This is a genomic window from Bacillus sp. WP8, from assembly GCF_000800825.1.
In the GTDB taxonomy this organism is placed as follows: Bacteria; Bacillota; Bacilli; order Bacillales; family Bacillaceae; genus Bacillus; species Bacillus safensis.
Map to the genome: position 1 here is coordinate 1197630 of NZ_CP010075.1, position 16871 is coordinate 1214500.

Sequence of the window (16871 nt, forward strand, 5' to 3'; positions counted from 1 at the left end):
TTTTAGTTTGTTCTTGATTTGAAAAAGTCTATCAGCCATTCAGATAGCTGCTGTTGTGCTTTGCTGACAAATCGATCTGCATAATAAATTAATTCCAAGTGCCGGACAGGTGCTGGCTCAGCAATAGGAATCGAAACAATATTGGACCACGTCGAATGTTGTTTTAGTAATCCTCTTGGCTGAATGGTTGCACCGATCCCGGCTTCAACCAGCTGCAATAGCGAAAATGCGGATCCAACCTCCATGGCAGTGTCTAGTTCAACACCCTGTTCTTTACATACGTCATCTACTAAATCCCTTCCTAGATATCCCTTCGGATACATGACCAACGCATGCTGAGTCAGCTCTTCCAATGTCACTTCACTCTTTTGGGCTAAATCACTTTTTGAATGAACAAATAATTCGTATGGCTCACTCCCAAGTGGAATTTGAACGAGACGCTTATCTGCAGGCCCTCGCAGCCCGATGCCGAGATCCACTTTATGCGAAAGGACTTCTTCACGCACGAAGATATTTGAATATGCCTTCAGATTGGTTTCGGGGTAAAGTGTTTTAAATTCTACAAAAAGTGGCACCAGCTGAAAATCAAGATCGGATGGGAGTACTGCGAGACGAACGGTTCCTCGTTTTTCCGATAATAGTTCTTTCATCGCATTTTTTGCATCTCTTTCAGCTTGAAGCATTTTCATGCCATATTGATAAAGCAGCGAACCGGCTTCGGTAGCCACGACTTTTTTGCCGATTCGATCAAAGAGCGGCATCCCAACTGCTGCTTCAAGCAGTCGAATTTGCTGGCTAAGTGTCGGCTGTGAAATGCCTAGCTCCTCAGCAGCCTTTGTAAAATGCAAATGATGATATACAGCCATAAAATAGGTAATATGCCGGGTATCCATTTGTCCTCCTTTCATAAATGATAGCCTTTTCCTATCATCATAATACGATTTATTGTATTGATCAATGGATGCAGCAGTTTTATACTCAAAGTAACCTTAACGAGATGAAAGAAGGGTATTGATGAAAAAAATATATTATTTAGCCGCTTTATTTTTAGCAGCATTAAACTTACGTCCAATCATTACGTCCGTGGCTTCCATGATGAGCATGATTCAATCAGAGCTTGGTGTAAACGCACTGACAGCAAGTCTTTTGACCACTTTGCCTGTCCTTTGTATGGGGGTATTTGCTCCTGTTGCGACGATACTCAGCCGGCGTTTTGGTTTAGAAAGAACGCTGTTTTTCTCAATTCTTCTTATCACGATTGCCACAGCACTGCGTGGTACAAGCCAATCGGTTGCTATCCTGCTCATGACTGCGTTCGCAGGAGGGGTAGGGATTAGCTTTGCGGGTCCTTTATTGTCTAGTTTTATTAAAAAATATTTCCCGAGAAATCCTGGTATTGTTAGTGTGTATTCAATTTCGATGACAATAGGTGCAGCGCTCGCTTCCGGCTTCACCATTCCGATTTATCTACGCAGTCAGCATCACCTTACGTTAGCTTTGTCCTGCTGGGCGATTCTAGGGGTGATTACCCTTATTCTATGGGTCGGTTTAGTTCGCAAAAATGAGCGGAGTGATCATGTAACTTTGCCGTTAAAATTGCCGTTGAGAAACAAAAAGGCTATTCAATTCACTTTGTTCTTTGGCTTTATGTCTAGTATGTTTTATTCTTTGACGGCATGGATTTCACCGATTGCTCTTAGCTTTGGAAACAGTCCGCAATATGCTGCCATGCTGCTGACCATATTTACACTCATTCAGATTCCAGTGGCACTGCTTGTTCCAGCGGTCGTTACTCGATTAGGAAAACCGAAATTATTTCTCATCTTATGCAGTCTGTCTGAACTCATTGGCCTTATCTTTCTTCTTCTGCCAATGCCGATCTTGCCAGCCGTCATTTTCCTAGGTATGGGTGCAGGTGGATTATTTCCTTTAGCGCTTATGCTCCCGATTATGGAGACGAATACTCCAGAGGAAGCCGGAACCTGGTCAGCGATGTCGCAGATGGGCGGGTACATTGTAGGTGGATTCGGTCCATTTTTCATTGGCTTGGTTTTCGATCTAAGCGGACATTTTTATGCTTCTATTGTGGCAATGGTTGTCATCGTCATGCTGATGATTGGCGTTCAGTTATCCATGAACCTTGGTAAAAAACGCGAAGTGGGATCCAATTAAAGATCAATTGATCGGCGCTTTTATATCATTGCACAATGGAAATCGCCATAGCCTTCCTAAATAAATAGGCTATGGCGGTTATTTTTTTAGAAGCTGCACATGAACGAATTATCTTGCAAGATATTTTTCAACTTTACGGGTAGCCATTTCTGCAGCTTCCATGATCATTTCACCTAATGTTGGGTGAGGATGAATCGTCATTGCTAAATCTTCTGCTGTAGCGCCAATTTCAATAGAGAGAGCTAGTTCTGATATAAGAGTAGATGCTTCAGCCCCTACGATTTGTGCCCCTAGAATAAGACCAGATTCAGCATGGGCTACAATCTTCACAAAACCTTCTGGTTCTTTTAATGCAAGCGCTCGGCCATTAATGGAGAACATTGCTTTCCCAATGACAGTCGGAATGGATTTTTGCTTGCAATCCGTTTCGCTTAGTCCAACACTCGTCAATTCTGGGCTGGAAAAAACAACAAGTGGGATCGCTTTATAGTCTATTATCGAAGGTTTACCAGCGATTGCTTCTGCTGCAACTTTTGCTTCATAGGAAGCTTTATGAGCCAAAGCAGGCCCCTCTGTGATATCACCAATCGCATATATGTGCGGGATGGATGTTCTGCATTGTTCATCAATTTCAATTCGTCCGTGAGAAGGAATAGACAACCCGATAGAATCAAGACCTAATGTTCCATCTGTATTCGGTTTTCTTCCGACAGTAATCAGTGCATATTCCGCTTTCACCGTGTAGCTTTCTTTCTGTTTCTCATAATGAAGATCAATTCCGCTCATACGCTGCTCGGCATCTGTGACGTTTGCTCCTGTAATCAGCGTGATTTTATCTTCTTTCAATTGACGAACGACAGGCGAGACAAGCTCACTTTCAAAGCCAGGCAATACTTGATTGCCGCCTTCCAAGATGGTGACTTTTGTTCCAAACCTAGCAAACATCTGTCCTAATTCAACCCCAATATAACCACCCCCAACTACGACAAGGCTTTTAGGGATCTCGGGAAGGGATAGTGCTTCAGTGGAAGACAATATACGACCACCGAAAGGGAGTGATTTAATTTCAATTGGACGGGAGCCGGTTGCTAGTATAAGGTGTTTGAAGTTGATTTGCTTTTCACCTTTTTCTCCATGTTGAATGACCGCTGTATGCTGATCGATCAAGCTTGCATCGCCTTCCAGTATGGTAACTCCCGCTGACTTTAACAAAAATTGTACGCCTCCCGCTTGTTTATCCACAACCGCTTTTTTGAACGCTTGAGCTTCCTTGAAAGAGCCGCCTTCTTGAAAACCACCCCATTGTGTGCGGAGCTTGAACCGCTCTGCTTCTGCTATTAGCGCCTTAGAAGGGATACAGCCTACATGGGTGCATACTCCACCTAACTGATCACGCTCTACAATCGCTGTCTTCATGCCGAGATGAGCTGAACGTAATGCCGCCACATAGCCTCCCGGACCTGATCCAATTACTAATGTATCTACTGTGTCTAAATGAATCATTTCTTGCACCTCCAACTTCAAAATATGATGATCATAATATATTATAGTCGTCATATTTTAATGAAGTCAATCCCATCTGAGTGAGGAAAGATGGATTTCAGTCAATTGACAGAAGATAATATGATGAATATAATATTTTGATAAGAAGGAGGTTAGGTAGAGGGATGCCTTATCCGAAAGGTCATAAGTCAAAAGTGAGAGAGCAGATCATTGAAAGTGCTGCACGAGCATTTCGAACAAATGGCGTTCGTAATATCAGTTTGCCATTCATTATGAAAGGAGCAGGCCTAACTCATGGAGGGTTTTATGCTCACTTTAAGAACAAGGATCAGTTGGTGATAGAGGCTTTTCATTTTGCTATCACTGATACGATCAAGCTGCTGCAAAGTGTTGCAGACAAGAAAGCAGATCAGCCTCGAATTCAGACGATCATTGAATTCTATTTAAGTTCGGTTCACCGTGATCAGACGGAGGTCGGCTGTATACTGCCTGCGCTGTCAGGAGAAATTGCTCAATTATCGCAAGAGGTACGGAATGCTTATACCGATGAATTGAAACGATTTATGGATTTTATAGCTGATGCTGGAAACATAGATCTCTCTACAAGTTACGCACTAGTAAGCAGCATGATTGGTACAATTGCTCTTGCACGTGCTGTCAATGATTCGCAGTTCAGTGATCAATTGTTACTGGCAGGCATAATACAGGCAAAACGCGTTCTAGAGGCGAATTAACATTCAAATAAAAAACATAGGAGATGTTGCGATGTTGATTAGAGAAGCAAGCATAGAAGATTATCCAGAATTAAGACAAATCTATTTAGAATCCCGGCGCCAAAGCTTTCACTGGCTTAATCCAGAAGAACTCAATCTGCAAGATTTTGATCAAGATACGCAGGAAGAGCAAATTTTCTTAGCTGAGGAGAACAATAAAATCCTCGGATTCATTTCTCTATATGTACCCGATCGATTTATTCACCTCTTGTTTGTACATCCAGAAGCTGCGGGCCAAGGGGCTGGAGATCTGCTGCTCAAACAAGCGATAAAAGTTTTGGGAACACCGGTCACCCTCAAATGTGTCTCCGAAAATCACAAAGCTTTATCTTTTTATCAAAAAAGAGGCTGGAAGGCTGTTGTAGAAGAAGGAGAACCTGGGGCAGAATACTGGGTGCTTATTTATGAATAGAAGTCTTTTTATCTTATCATTCGCATGGCCCTTTATAGGGCTTTTTTGCGGTTTCTTTTCGGTGTCGAATGGTTCATAAAATGATAATATATGTCATTATAGGGAAAATAGAGGAAGGGGTAAGGGCTGATGGAGAAAGTGCTTTCTTCTCACGTCGGTTTGAAAATCAATGAATGGTATTATCATATTCAAAGATTTAACGTACCGGACGCCGAAGCATATAAAGAGGAAATCAAATCAATGCTTGATCATATGGAAGAAAATCAAGATTTATTATTGTATTTCTCACTCATGGAGTTCAGACATAAATTAATGCTTGATTACTTGAATCCTTTAGAAAATGGGAAAGAGCGGGCCAACTTCAAGGAACTCGCAATGAAGATCAAAAGGGACCAAGAGAAATTAACAGGATTGCTCGAGTATTACTTCAATTTTTTCTACGGCATGTATGAATTCGAAAACTATGAATACCTAAATGCGATTACCTTCTATAAACGGGCAGAAAAAAAGCTGTCTCTTGTCAGTGACGATATTGAACGGGCCGAGTTCAATTACAAGATGGCTGAAATCTATTACCACATGAAACAAACCCACATGTCCATGCACCATATCGCACAGGCGATAGAATGTTATCGAGAAAAAGATACATACACAGTAAGAGAAATACAATGTTCTTTTGTGATTGGATTAAACTACATAGATATGGGCTGCCCCGAAAAAGCAATACCCCATTTTCAACACGCACTAGAAAAAGCCGCCGACAACTCAACAAAACGATTAAAAGGATCAGCACTCTATAATTTAGGGTTGAGTTATTTTCATAACAAAGAAATAGCCCAAGCAATAATTCACTTTAATGACTCAATTCGAGCATTTAGAGAGCAGGGATACGAACATTTAAATAGAATCTTAGACCCGCTTATTATGTTGTCAAAAGCCTACTTCAAAAAGAAAGAACAGGATTTAGGTATATATGCTTTAAATAACGGCATAGAACTATCTGAAAAACTGAAAGACCATGTGCTGTTATTGATATTCAAATTTTTAAGATCACTATACGTTGACAACAATTTTGAGCAGTTGGAAAAAATAATGGAATTGCTAGAAATAAAGTCAATGTATCCTGATCTAGAAGATTTAGCAAAAGATGCTGCAAAATATTATAATGAAATGGGAGATAAAGACAATGCGATGCTTTTTTATGAGAAAATTCTTTATTTCCAAACTCAAGTGAAGCGGGGGGACTGTCAGTATGAAATTTAAAACGTTATCAGTCGTATTTGTGATGATCAGCATTATCAGTATTGTTGGTTATTTTACATCTGAAGTGACAGCAAGTCATGATGAAGCTAGGAGAGGTCATACTGCAAGTATCGGTTACACTGCATAAAATAAAAAGCCCTTTAAGGGCTTTTTATTTTAAGACGGAATATATGCTATGAATAAAGAATATTTTTTCCATAGAAAAGATATTAAGGAGGAAGTAAAAATGACAATGTTAAAATCAACATTATTTAGAAGGATTTTTATTATATTTTTTGCTTTAACCTTTATGATTAGCTTGTTTAATATGGCTGTGTTTCCAGGAACGCCAGCGTCTTATTATATTGGCCTAGTTTGTAAGATGTTGTTTATCAGTTTGTTAAATGGTTTGTTTTTCGGAACAATCATCTATTTGATTGTCGTCTTTCTCAATGCTAAATCTTCAAAAGAAAATCAATAACGAGCGAGCGGCTAAAGTCCGTTCTTTTTTATTTTAAAAATGACAGAGAACATGTATGAACTAGATCGCACATTACATTATTTTTAATATCCTACTGCATTCTATTTTAAAGGATGTTACCGTTGGTTGTAAGGAATGATTGGCCAGTCTTCCAATAAAAATTGGAGGGAAATCATGAATTACAAAATTGAAATGTTAACGAATATGAAAATGGTGTATATGAGAAATATAGGATCATATGGCAGCAAAGAGAATTTTGAGATGATGAAGAGATTTAAGAAATGGATCAAGCAACATCAATTAAATGATGAATTAAAGGAATATGGTATATATGGTGTTCCTCAAGATGTTCCTGGAAAAATTCCATCAGAAAAATGCAGATACGACCTCATGCTTATGACAAATAGAGATTTCACAAATGATCAAATGGTTCAGACTGGTCATTTTGAAGGGGGAAAGTATGCTGTGTTTACAGTGACACATACAACCGAAAAAGTGAATTTATTTTGGAGACAATTGCCTCAAATGATCCAACACAATCAATTGAACACGCGTCAGGTACCTATTATGGAGAGATATAGAGAAGAAGAAGGCGTGTGTGAGTTCTTACTACCTATCTTTTAAACACTTTATTGAACTGCAATGAAAACAGACCTCTTATGGTCTGTTTTCATGAATATGAAATGTTTAAATATTCTACGACTCGCTCCTTTAAATAACGATACTGATCCTCATTCGTATCTTGAAATGCTTCTTCTCGATTTGAAGGTACATCCATATAAACGATTTCCTCAGAGAATTGTGCAGAAGTAAAGTCGATTCTTGTTCCATTCACTACGTTGTAAAAGTGCCATCCGTTGGGTAATGCAGTTTTGTTTATTTTTCCGCCTAAAAGATCATGTACGACTAAAGAAGTGACGCCACATTGTCCGTTTGCCGGGTTGTCTTTACTCCATTTTGAACTAGATTGAGAAGACCATGCTTTATAAAGAGCATCAATGATTTCGTCTGTCGTGTAGAGGTTCATCATAAAAATCCTTTCTATTTGAAAAGTGAAATGAATGTAGTATCTGTTTAGTCTATAGTAGATTTTTTTTCGATCAAAATCCAGATGCTATACTATGGCTAAACCAATATAACAATGAAGATTCAGACAGGAGAGCTCGATGTGGTATTCATCATAGGTATTGTAATCGCTTATATTGTTGCTATTTTAGGCTTTACTGTTTTCGTAGATGTAGGGAATGGGTTGGGGACGGCTCTCAGCATCATCGGGGGAATGGTCATTTTATTCATAGCTGGTAGATTACAAAGACAAAAAGAAAAGAATGGTCCAAACATATTATTAGATAAAATGATGATGCTTTTTCAAGAAGACGGATTTCAGGCTTCAACATACATCTTTTCACAAAATGTGGATAAAGGTTTTGCGATTGATGATGTGCGAAAGGTCATGCGCTTTATTACACATCAACCTGGCGGCTCATCTCGAAAATTCAGGTTTGATGTTACTGAGCTTTCCATGAAAGAGTTGAAACAAGTTGACATGTTAGAAGATGGTGTGCCGATTGAACAATCTGTTGAGAGTGATAATAATGAAGAGATCTCGACACTTGAATTGAGATTAACTATGAATGATCAGGAATCATCAACGATCACGCTCACCTTTCTAAAATTTGATGTGCCTGTTCGTAAGAGCACCGCAGAATATTTGATTGAACGAGAAAATCTGGAGGAGATTTATCATGAAATTGATTCAATGATGAAATCTGAGGATTAATGAAATGACTGTTCATAAAGAAGAAATCACAGTTTGAGGTGGTTTCTTTTTTTATGTCAATCAAGTCAAAGCTGATCCAGTCATTGCGGTTGAATGTTTTTCTCAAAAATGAATAAAGATAGACTAGACACGAAAACGAACATTGATATCGAAATGACTCATGTGATGAGGAGGAAACATACATGCAAAAGCTTTGCAGGGAAGTCTGGATCGAGGTCAATCTTGACGCGATTAAAAGAAATATCGAAGCCATTCAAGCGCATATTCCAAAGAAAAGTAAGATCATGGCTGTCGTAAAGGCGAATGCATATGGGCACGGTTCCGTGGAGGTTGCGCGGCAGGCATTAGAAAGCGGTGCGACAGAGCTTGCAGTTGCCAGCTTGGAAGAAGGCATTGTATTGCGGAGAGCAAAAATTGAAGCACCGATTCTCGTCCTTGGATTTACCCCGCTCGACTGTGTGAAAAGAGCTGCAACCTGGAGAATTGATCTCTCCGGCCTTCGTGAAGACTGGATTGTTCAAGCAAATGAGATTTTAGCGGAAGAAGAAAGTCTGCCCCGGCTTGGGATTCATGTCAATGTCGATACTGGGATGGGACGATTAGGTGTACGGACAAAGGAAGAGCTGTTAGAGGTGGTGAGGGCGCTTGAAGAGAGTGAAAACCTGAGATGGGATGGAATATTTACGCATTTTTCCACTGCGGATGAGCCTGACCCTGATTTCACACTGCTTCAGCACAGCATTTTTATTGATTTTCTTCGTTTCTTAAAAAAACAAGGCATTACATTGCCCACGGTACATATGAACAATACAGCAGCTGCCATCGCATTTCCTGAATTTAGTGCAGATATGATTCGGCTCGGCATCGGGCTATATGGACTGTACCCCTCGCAATACATTGAGAGTTTAGACGCTGTTAAGCTAGAGCCCGCTCTCAGTTTAAAAGCAAGGATTGCGTTCGTGAAGGAAATGGTGACAAAGCCAAGGACCGTCAGCTATGGGGCAACCTATGTAGCAAAACCTGATGAAGTTATAGCAACCATACCAATCGGTTATGCAGATGGGTATTCACGTGCTTTATCCAATAGAGGATTTATGCTTTTCCGAGGAAAACGAATGCCGATTGCTGGCCGAGTCACAATGGATATGACCATGATCAGTTTAGGAGAAATGAAAGCAAAGCAAGGCGAGGAAGTCGTTATTTACGGTCGTCAAAAGGGCGGAGAAATTTCTGTCGATGAAATTGCTGAAATGCTCAATACGATCAACTACGAAGTTGTTGCCACTTTAAGCCGCCGCGTTCCTAGGTTTTATCGTCGGGGCGGGAAGATTATTAAAATATCGACGCCGGTGATGTATGTGTGAGTCAATTTGTTAGACCTCATATGAAAATTCAAATAGCCCCCTTTACTTGGCAAGGGGGCTAATGAGTTTGTGCTCTACTTTCACGACTTAAGCACGATACTCTTTATCTAAAATAAGAATTGGTTTAATCGTAGATCCATTTTTAGAATCTTCAAAGGCTTGTTCAATATCTTCTAATTCGTAGAATTTTGCTAGTTTCTCAACTGGGAATTGTCCATTTTTAAAGAACTTCACTAGTTTAGGAATAAGTAGTTGTGGAACGGCATCCCCTTCTATCACACCTTTTAATGTGAGAGCATTGGTCATTAGGTCATTTGTTACATTAAATGTTAAGTCACGCTTTCCTACTGCTACTGTTGCACAAGTCCCTTTGACACGCAGACAATGAAGGGCAGCTAGAGTGACTTCTGGTACACCAGTTGTTTCAAATGAGTAATGTGCACCTTTGCCTTCTGTGATTTCCTTAATTTTTTCAGCTGGATTCTCATGCTTACTGTTGATGATATGTGTTGCACCTAATTCTTTTGCTAACTCAAGGCGGCTATCATGAATATCAACGGCAATAATCGGATCACAGCCAGCGATTTTTGCTGCCATTAACCCACTTAAACCAACAGCCCCTGTACCGAACACTACAAAGCTTGTACCTGGTGCTGGAGCAAGTGAATTTAAGACAGTACCGCTCCCGGTCATTAAGCCGCATCCGAATGGGCCTAAATAACGTAAATCGATTTCTTTGTCTACTTTCACCACATTTTTCTCATCAACCGTGGCATATGTACCAAATGACGATTGACCGAAAAATTGCGATACATCTTGGTGATCATGTGTATGAAGTGGCGTTTCATTATGTTTATTACGACCAGAGAAATTCAAAGGCATCATGTTCTCACATCCACCTGCGTTCCCATCTAGACAATTATGACAATGACCACAATAAGAGAAACCTAGTACAACGTGGTCTCCTTCTTGAACGGTTGTGACATTAGAACCTGCTTTCACTACAATGCCAGAACCTTCATGTCCTAATAGAGCAGGACGAGGGACAGGAAGCGTTCCATCTAATACTGTCGCATCAGTATGACAGACGCCAGATGCAACAATTTTGACAAGCACTTCATCTGCTTTTGGGTCATCTAGTAATAACGTTTGTTTCTCAAAATCTTTTTCATTTGTTGTGACCATCGCTTGAATTTCCATATCATGTGCCCTCACTTTGTATAGTATAATATTCAATAAAGTTAGATCAAATGTCACAAAAAATTCATTTCTTTATGACTAATTTGATTGTAGGATGAAAGATTTTTCGTTTCAATCAGCAAAAAAACTTTTTTGTATAGGTTTTCAACATAAAAGTTTTTTTGTATCTCTATTCAACATTTTTTTAAAAGTGTCTAAAGGAGGGGCCAATGATCAAAAAAGAGGATCGCCGTGTTGAGCGAACAAAAGAAACACTTCGTCAAACATTCAAAATACTAGTAAAAGAAAAAGGATATTCACACGTAAAAGTGAAAGATATCGTGGAAAAGGCAAACTATAATCGGACGACGTTTTATGTGCATTATGAAAGTAAAGATGAACTAGCAACAGATGTTATTCACCGGGAAATGGAAGATTTCGAATATGAATTTTGTAAGCCAACTCGTGAAAATCCACTGTTGGATTTAACCCGCATGAAACCAGGGGGCACCGATGTGTTTCAATATATCATCGAAAATCGCGACTACTATGATTTATTAGTGATGGAAGACCGCATCCCGCAAATACAAGAACAATTACTTAAGAAAATACAATATATCTTCCAAAATAGAATGTCGTTTGTGAGTGATCAGTATGCAGAAATCAACGACAGTTATTTTATCCAATATCGTTCATACGGTATCTTTGGTTTTATCATTGAATGGATCAGAAATGACTACAATGCATCTCCCTCAGAAATGGCACGTCGCATTATCAATTTATTATATATTCAATCCTCACTTATGATTCAATTGAAAGATGAAGAAGTGATTATGAAAAGGTAATGCTTAGGGCGCATCTCTAGCACACAACATTTTGAATGTATATAAATTTTTATTTAAACGCCTTTAAATTGTAAACTTTGTAAAAAATAGCACGATAAAAGGAGGGAATATGACGAGTTGGAGGAATTATGAAATGAAAAAAAGGTTTTTATTATTTATCACGGTACTCCTATTAATGAGTACTCTTAGTCCATTTAAAGCAAATGCAGAAAATTCAATTGGATGGACGAAACGAGCTGATTTACCAGAAGAACGTATTAATGCTGGTGTAGGCGTTGTTGATGGGAAAATTTATGTATTTGGTGGAGCTAGTGAAAAAAATAAGTTAAATAACCAAACATTTATGTATGATCCAAAAAAAGATGTTTGGGAAGAGAAAGCCAGTATGCCAAGAAATAGAACAGGCGGTACTTACGCTACTGTAGGTAAAAAAATCTATCTAATAGGTGGAATTAATGAAGAGACAGAAGTAGCTTATAACACTATAGATATTTATGATGCAGAACTTGATCAGTGGGCTGAAGAGCCGATTCGAATTCCAAGAGAGCCGGTTTTTTCAGCTTATAGTAAAGGAACTTTACAAGCAGTTGCAGTGAAAGAGAAGATATATATTGTATCTTCAAAAAACTCATATAAGAATAATGTCTATGAATACAATACAGTCTCTGGTGAATGGAAGAGCTTGAACTCATCGGGTTTACCATCTCGGAATGGGAGAGCCATTTCTGCAATTGATGGAAAAATATATGTTGCAGGTGGCGAAAATTCGATAGGGCATAGTAGAGAAAAGTATTTGTTTCAGTATGATATTTCAACAGATACTTGGAAGAGATTAATTGATGTTCAGTTAACATCTTATATATATGAACCCTCCTATGAAACTTACAACGGCAAGTTCTTTATTATTGGTGGGCAATTATATGGTGATAGTTCAAAAAATATGGTAAACAAAGTTCAGATTTTCAATCCAAAAGATGGCCAATTTAAAAATTCAGCATATGATTTACCAGAAGGTAGAGTATCAGCTGTCGCAGCAATTGTTGATGACCAATTGTATGTCATTGGCGGACGTAACTACTCGGAATCAATGAGACATCTTTCTGTAAAAAGTGATTACAGATCCGTTATTTCTATTTCATTAAAAGACTTACAAGTGATTGAGGATGGAACAAAGCAGGATGATGGGTTAGCAGAAGACCCAAAGGATCAAGGTGGAACAAGGCCAGATGATGACACAACGAAAGACCCGAAAGATCAAGACGGAACAAAACCAGATGACGGAACAACCGAAGAACCAAAAGATCAGAATGGAACAAAGCCCGGTGATGGGGCAACGGAAGAACCAAAAGATCAGGACGGAACAAAACCAGATGACGGAACAACCGAAGAACCAAAAGATCAGGATGGAACAAAACCTGGAGAAGAAACTGCGAAAGGTATACTTTCTATAACTATGATCAATGGACTGCAAAAGGATTATCTGCTCTCAATGAAAGATATCAACGATTTTCTTAACTGGTACAAAGAAAGAAGTTTTGGAATTGGTATGAACTTCTATGAAATCAATGATGAGCATAATAAAGGACCATTCACAAGTAAGAAGGATTACGTGGTGTACCAAAATATCTTAATGTTTGATATTAAGCAATACTGATATTCAAAAACGATAGAGCTGCTGAAAATAGATCAGCAGCTTTTATATTTGTAAAATTGTTAAAATTAGGATCAATGTCATGAAAAAATATGATATCTTTTAAAAAATCTGCTAAACATCCTATAACCACGTCCGATAATAAAATTGTCAGGGTTGATAAGCCCTAGAACGAAGGACTTTTTTCAGATAAGGACGTCTGTCAGGTCCCACATACATGGAGGTAATAGGAAATGAGAATTAACCACAATATCGCAGCACTTAACACATTAAACCGTTTGTCTGCAAACAACGGTGCGAGCCAAAAGAACATGGAGAAACTTTCTTCTGGTCTAAAAATCAACCGTGCAGGAGATGACGCAGCAGGTCTAGCAATCTCTGAAAAAATGCGTGGACAAATCCGCGGATTAGAAATGGCTACTAAAAACGCACAAGACGGTATCTCTCTTATCCAAATCGCTGAAGGTGCATTGACTGAAACTCACTCAATCCTTCAACGTGTTCGTGAACTTGTTGTTCAAGCTGGAAACACTGGTACACAAGACGATACAGACCTTGGTGCAATTCAAGATGAGATCAAGGCGCTTGTAGAAGAAGTTGGTGGACAAACAGATAGTAAGGGTATTGCTGACCGTACTCAATTTAACGGTAAAAACCTTTTAGATGGTTCTTTTGCTACTGATAAAATTACATTCCAAATTGGTGCCAACTCTGGTCAACAATTAAGCGTAAATATCGATAGCATGAAAGCTGCTGATTTAGGTAGCGCTACTGTAAAGATCAGTGCAATCGATGTAACTGATTTTGCTACAACATCTTTTGACAATCAACTTGATGGAGTTGATGCTGCAATCAACCAAGTATCTACTCAACGTTCTAAACTAGGTGCGGTCCAAAACCGTCTAGAGCACACAATCAACAACCTTGGTGCTTCTGGTGAAAACTTAACAGCTGCTGAGTCTCGTATCCGCGACGTTGACATGGCGAAAGAAATGAGTGAGTTCACAAAGAACAACATTCTTTCTCAAGCGTCTCAAGCAATGCTTGCACAAGCGAACCAACAGCCACAAAACGTACTTCAATTACTACGTTAATGACAGGCCCCTTTATGGGGCTTTTTTCTTGATAACTTACTACTTAGATGGAATTAGATTGTATAAGTTAAACTAGATATAAAAGATTGGTAAATTAATAATAAAATTAAGATGAAAGATAGAAAAATGCTAAACTTTCTTTGGAATTATCCGATATTTTAAATGTCAGGGCACCTTAGCCCTAGAATAAAGGACTTTTTTCAGACAAGGACGTCTGTCAGGTCCCACATACATGGAGGTAATAGGAAATGAGAATTAACCACAATATCGCAGCACTTAACACATTAAACCGTTTGTCTGCAAACAACGGTGCGAGCCAAAAGAACATGGAGAAACTTTCTTCTGGTCTAAAAATCAACCGTGCAGGAGATGACGCAGCAGGTCTAGCAATCTCTGAAAAAATGCGTGGACAAATCCGCGGATTAGAAATGGCTACTAAAAACGCACAAGACGGTATCTCTCTTATCCAAATCGCTGAAGGTGCATTGACTGAAACTCACTCAATTCTTCAACGTGTTCGTGAACTTGTTGTTCAAGCTGGAAACACTGGTACACAAGACGATACAGACCTTGGTGCAATTCAAGATGAGATTAAGGCGCTTGTTGAAGAAATTGGTAATGGAGCAGACAAAAATGGTATTTCTGATCGTACAGAATTCAACGGAAAGAAACTACTTGACGGTTCTTTCAGCGCAACTGCTGCTACACCAAAATCATTAACTTTCCAAATCGGTGCTAATGGCGCGCAACAGTTATCAGTTAACATTGAAGCAATGTCTGCTGACAAACTTGGTGCAGTTGATCCCGGTACTGGTGATTTAGTAGCGAACCAAGCTGTAGTAAATATTGATGTTACAAAATTTGCAGCAAACGCTGCTGATGCAGCTGATGTTGGTTTTGATGCACAATTAGGAATTGTTGATGGAGCGATCAAACAAGTTTCAACTCAACGTTCTAAACTAGGTGCGGTCCAAAACCGTCTAGAGCACACAATCAACAACCTTGGTGCTTCTGGTGAAAACCTAACAGCTGCTGAGTCTCGTATCCGTGACGTTGATATGGCGAAAGAAATGAGTGAGTTCACAAAGAACAACATTCTTTCTCAAGCGTCTCAAGCAATGCTTGCACAAGCGAACCAACAGCCACAAAACGTACTTCAATTACTACGTTAATGACAGGCCCCTTTATGGGGCTTTTTTTTATGTTGTTTTTTCTTCGAATTACCTCCACTCTTATGATTCTTAAATCCCTCTGATAAATCATGAAAAATGACCTTTAAATTTGGCATGCTCTAGCGAAACGATCATAGTGAATGAGACTTTATTCTTATTTATCCCTTTTTTGTTAAACATATTCCAGTTAAGTTCGATAAATGGATTGTAAGGCTTACAAAAAAATTTTAATTTAGAACTTTTGGATAAGGACGTCCAATTGGTTCAAACACATGGAGGTCATTTAACATGAGAATTAACCACAATATCGCAGCACTTAACACACTGAACCGTTTGTCTGCAAACAATGGGGCAGGACAAAAGAACATGGAAAAGCTTTCTTCTGGTCTTAAAATCAACCGTGCAGGAGATGACGCAGCAGGTCTTGCAATCTCTGAAAAAATGCGTGGACAAATCCGCGGATTAGAAATGGCGACGAAAAATGCACAAGACGGTATTTCTCTTATTCAAACTGCTGAGGGAGCATTGACTGAAACTCACTCAATCCTTCAACGTGTTCGTGAACTAGTCGTTCAAGCTGGAAACACAGGTACTCAGGATGATACAGATCTAGGTGCGATTCAAGAAGAAATTGATGCGCTAGTTCAAGAAATTGGTAACGGTACAGATAAGAACGGTATTTCTGACCGTACTGAATTCAATGGAAAGAAACTTCTTGATGGTACTTTTGCTGCTGAACCAGAAGGCGGAGAAGCGAAAAAACTTACTTTCCAAATTGGAGCTAACGGTGCGCAGCAATTGTCAGTTCATATTGAAGCAATGTCTGCTGATAAACTTGGAGTTGAGGATAAAACAGTTTCTACTATTAAAGTAACTGATTTCGCCGAAATTGCAGCAGATGAAGAAGGTGGATTTAACGACCAATTAGCAATCATTGATGGAGCAATCAAACAAGTTTCTGATCAACGTTCTAAACTAGGTGCAGTCCAAAACCGCCTAGAGCACACAATCAACAACCTTGGTGCTTCTGCTGAAAACTTAACAGCTGCTGAGTCTCGTATCCGTGACGTTGACATGGCGAAAGAAATGAGTGAGTTCACAAAGAACAACATTCTTTCTCAAGCATCTCAAGCAATGTTAGCACAAGCAAACCAACAGCCACAAAACGTACTTCAATTATTACGTTAATGAAAAAGCCCCATT

The 16871-nt window shown here is 39.2% G+C and carries 18 protein-coding genes; 14 read left to right on the plus strand and 4 right to left on the minus strand.

Annotation, left to right across the window (positions count from 1 at the left end; all coding sequences use genetic code 11):
* Nucleotides 1–2: 2 nt before the first annotated feature.
* Complete coding sequence (locus tag QR42_RS05880; protein ID WP_235354792.1) at nucleotides 3–893, minus strand: LysR family transcriptional regulator; 891 nt, start codon at nucleotides 891–893, stop codon at nucleotides 3–5.
* A 121-nt stretch (nucleotides 894–1014) separates the two neighbouring features.
* Here QR42_RS05880 and QR42_RS05885 point away from each other — a divergent pair, with 121 nt between their 5' ends.
* Nucleotides 1015–2172: an MFS transporter gene (locus QR42_RS05885; protein WP_039177899.1), complete on the plus strand. Its 1158-nt coding sequence runs from the start codon at nucleotides 1015–1017 to the stop codon at nucleotides 2170–2172.
* A gap of 108 nt (nucleotides 2173–2280) precedes the next feature.
* Here the strand turns inward: QR42_RS05885 and lpdA are convergent, their stop codons facing one another.
* On the minus strand, nucleotides 2281–3675 hold the full coding sequence (gene lpdA, locus QR42_RS05890) for a dihydrolipoyl dehydrogenase (RefSeq protein WP_039177901.1): 1395 nt from the start codon (nucleotides 3673–3675) through the stop codon (nucleotides 2281–2283).
* A 164-nt stretch (nucleotides 3676–3839) separates the two neighbouring features.
* Between lpdA and QR42_RS05895 the strand changes: the two genes are divergently transcribed.
* The 6 genes from QR42_RS05895 to QR42_RS05915 all read left to right on the plus strand — a co-directional run bounded on the left by QR42_RS05895 (nucleotide 3840) and on the right by QR42_RS05915 (nucleotide 7207).
* Complete coding sequence (locus QR42_RS05895) at nucleotides 3840–4409, plus strand: TetR/AcrR family transcriptional regulator (RefSeq protein WP_039177903.1); 570 nt, start codon at nucleotides 3840–3842, stop codon at nucleotides 4407–4409.
* A gap of 31 nt (nucleotides 4410–4440) precedes the next feature.
* Nucleotides 4441–4860 carry a GNAT family N-acetyltransferase gene (locus QR42_RS05900; RefSeq protein ID WP_039177905.1) on the plus strand — a complete coding sequence of 140 codons (420 nt, stop codon included), beginning with the start codon at nucleotides 4441–4443 and terminating at the stop codon, nucleotides 4858–4860.
* Nucleotides 4861–4989: 129 nt separating this feature from the next.
* On the plus strand, nucleotides 4990–6123 hold the full coding sequence (locus QR42_RS05905; RefSeq protein ID WP_039177907.1) for a Rap family tetratricopeptide repeat protein: 1134 nt from the start codon (nucleotides 4990–4992) through the stop codon (nucleotides 6121–6123).
* Nucleotides 6113–6250 carry an aspartate phosphatase gene (locus QR42_RS19230; RefSeq protein WP_144246064.1) on the plus strand — a complete coding sequence of 46 codons (138 nt, stop codon included), beginning with the start codon at nucleotides 6113–6115 and terminating at the stop codon, nucleotides 6248–6250. Before QR42_RS05905 ends, QR42_RS19230 begins: the two co-directional genes overlap by 11 nt.
* A 99-nt stretch (nucleotides 6251–6349) precedes the next feature.
* Nucleotides 6350–6583 carry a hypothetical protein gene (locus QR42_RS05910; RefSeq protein WP_039177908.1) on the plus strand — a complete coding sequence of 78 codons (234 nt, stop codon included), beginning with the start codon at nucleotides 6350–6352 and terminating at the stop codon, nucleotides 6581–6583.
* 174 nt (nucleotides 6584–6757) lie between these two features.
* On the plus strand, nucleotides 6758–7207 hold the full coding sequence (locus QR42_RS05915; protein WP_039177910.1) for a GyrI-like domain-containing protein: 450 nt from the start codon (nucleotides 6758–6760) through the stop codon (nucleotides 7205–7207).
* Between the two features lie 46 nt (nucleotides 7208–7253).
* On the opposite strand, the gene QR42_RS05920 is transcribed toward QR42_RS05915, so the two are convergent.
* Entirely contained in the window at nucleotides 7254–7610 is a 357-nt protein-coding gene (locus QR42_RS05920) for a YunG family protein (RefSeq protein ID WP_126681723.1), read from the minus strand.
* Between the two features lie 141 nt (nucleotides 7611–7751).
* On the opposite strand from QR42_RS05920, the gene QR42_RS05925 reads away from it, so the two are divergent.
* Nucleotides 7752–8363 carry a hypothetical protein gene (locus QR42_RS05925; RefSeq protein ID WP_039177914.1) on the plus strand — a complete coding sequence of 204 codons (612 nt, stop codon included), beginning with the start codon at nucleotides 7752–7754 and terminating at the stop codon, nucleotides 8361–8363.
* Between the two features lie 182 nt (nucleotides 8364–8545).
* Nucleotides 8546–9727 carry an alanine racemase gene (alr, locus tag QR42_RS05930; RefSeq protein WP_039177916.1) on the plus strand — a complete coding sequence of 394 codons (1182 nt, stop codon included), beginning with the start codon at nucleotides 8546–8548 and terminating at the stop codon, nucleotides 9725–9727.
* Nucleotides 9728–9814: 87 nt separating this feature from the next.
* Here alr and QR42_RS05935 read toward each other — a convergent pair whose 3' ends face one another.
* A complete protein-coding gene (locus tag QR42_RS05935; protein ID WP_039177917.1) occupies nucleotides 9815–10927 on the minus strand; it encodes an NAD(P)-dependent alcohol dehydrogenase in 1113 nt (370 codons plus the stop codon).
* 209 nt (nucleotides 10928–11136) lie between these two features.
* Between QR42_RS05935 and QR42_RS05940 the strand changes: the two genes are divergently transcribed.
* From QR42_RS05940 to hag (QR42_RS05960), 5 genes are all read left to right on the plus strand, one after another.
* Nucleotides 11137–11751, plus strand: coding sequence for a TetR/AcrR family transcriptional regulator (locus tag QR42_RS05940; protein ID WP_039177919.1), 615 nt, complete (start codon nucleotides 11137–11139; stop codon nucleotides 11749–11751).
* A 133-nt stretch (nucleotides 11752–11884) separates the two neighbouring features.
* Nucleotides 11885–13405, plus strand: a complete 1521-nt coding sequence (locus QR42_RS05945; protein WP_039177920.1) for a Kelch repeat-containing protein — start codon at nucleotides 11885–11887, stop codon at nucleotides 13403–13405.
* Between the two features lie 230 nt (nucleotides 13406–13635).
* Nucleotides 13636–14496, plus strand: coding sequence for a flagellin Hag (gene hag / locus QR42_RS05950; RefSeq protein ID WP_039177922.1), 861 nt, complete (start codon nucleotides 13636–13638; stop codon nucleotides 14494–14496).
* Nucleotides 14497–14744: 248 nt separating this feature from the next.
* Nucleotides 14745–15668, plus strand: a complete 924-nt coding sequence (gene hag / locus QR42_RS05955) for a flagellin Hag (RefSeq protein WP_039177923.1) — start codon at nucleotides 14745–14747, stop codon at nucleotides 15666–15668.
* 288 nt (nucleotides 15669–15956) lie between these two features.
* On the plus strand, nucleotides 15957–16856 hold the full coding sequence (gene hag / locus QR42_RS05960; RefSeq protein WP_034623420.1) for a flagellin Hag: 900 nt from the start codon (nucleotides 15957–15959) through the stop codon (nucleotides 16854–16856).
* Nucleotides 16857–16871: the final 15 nt, after the last annotated feature.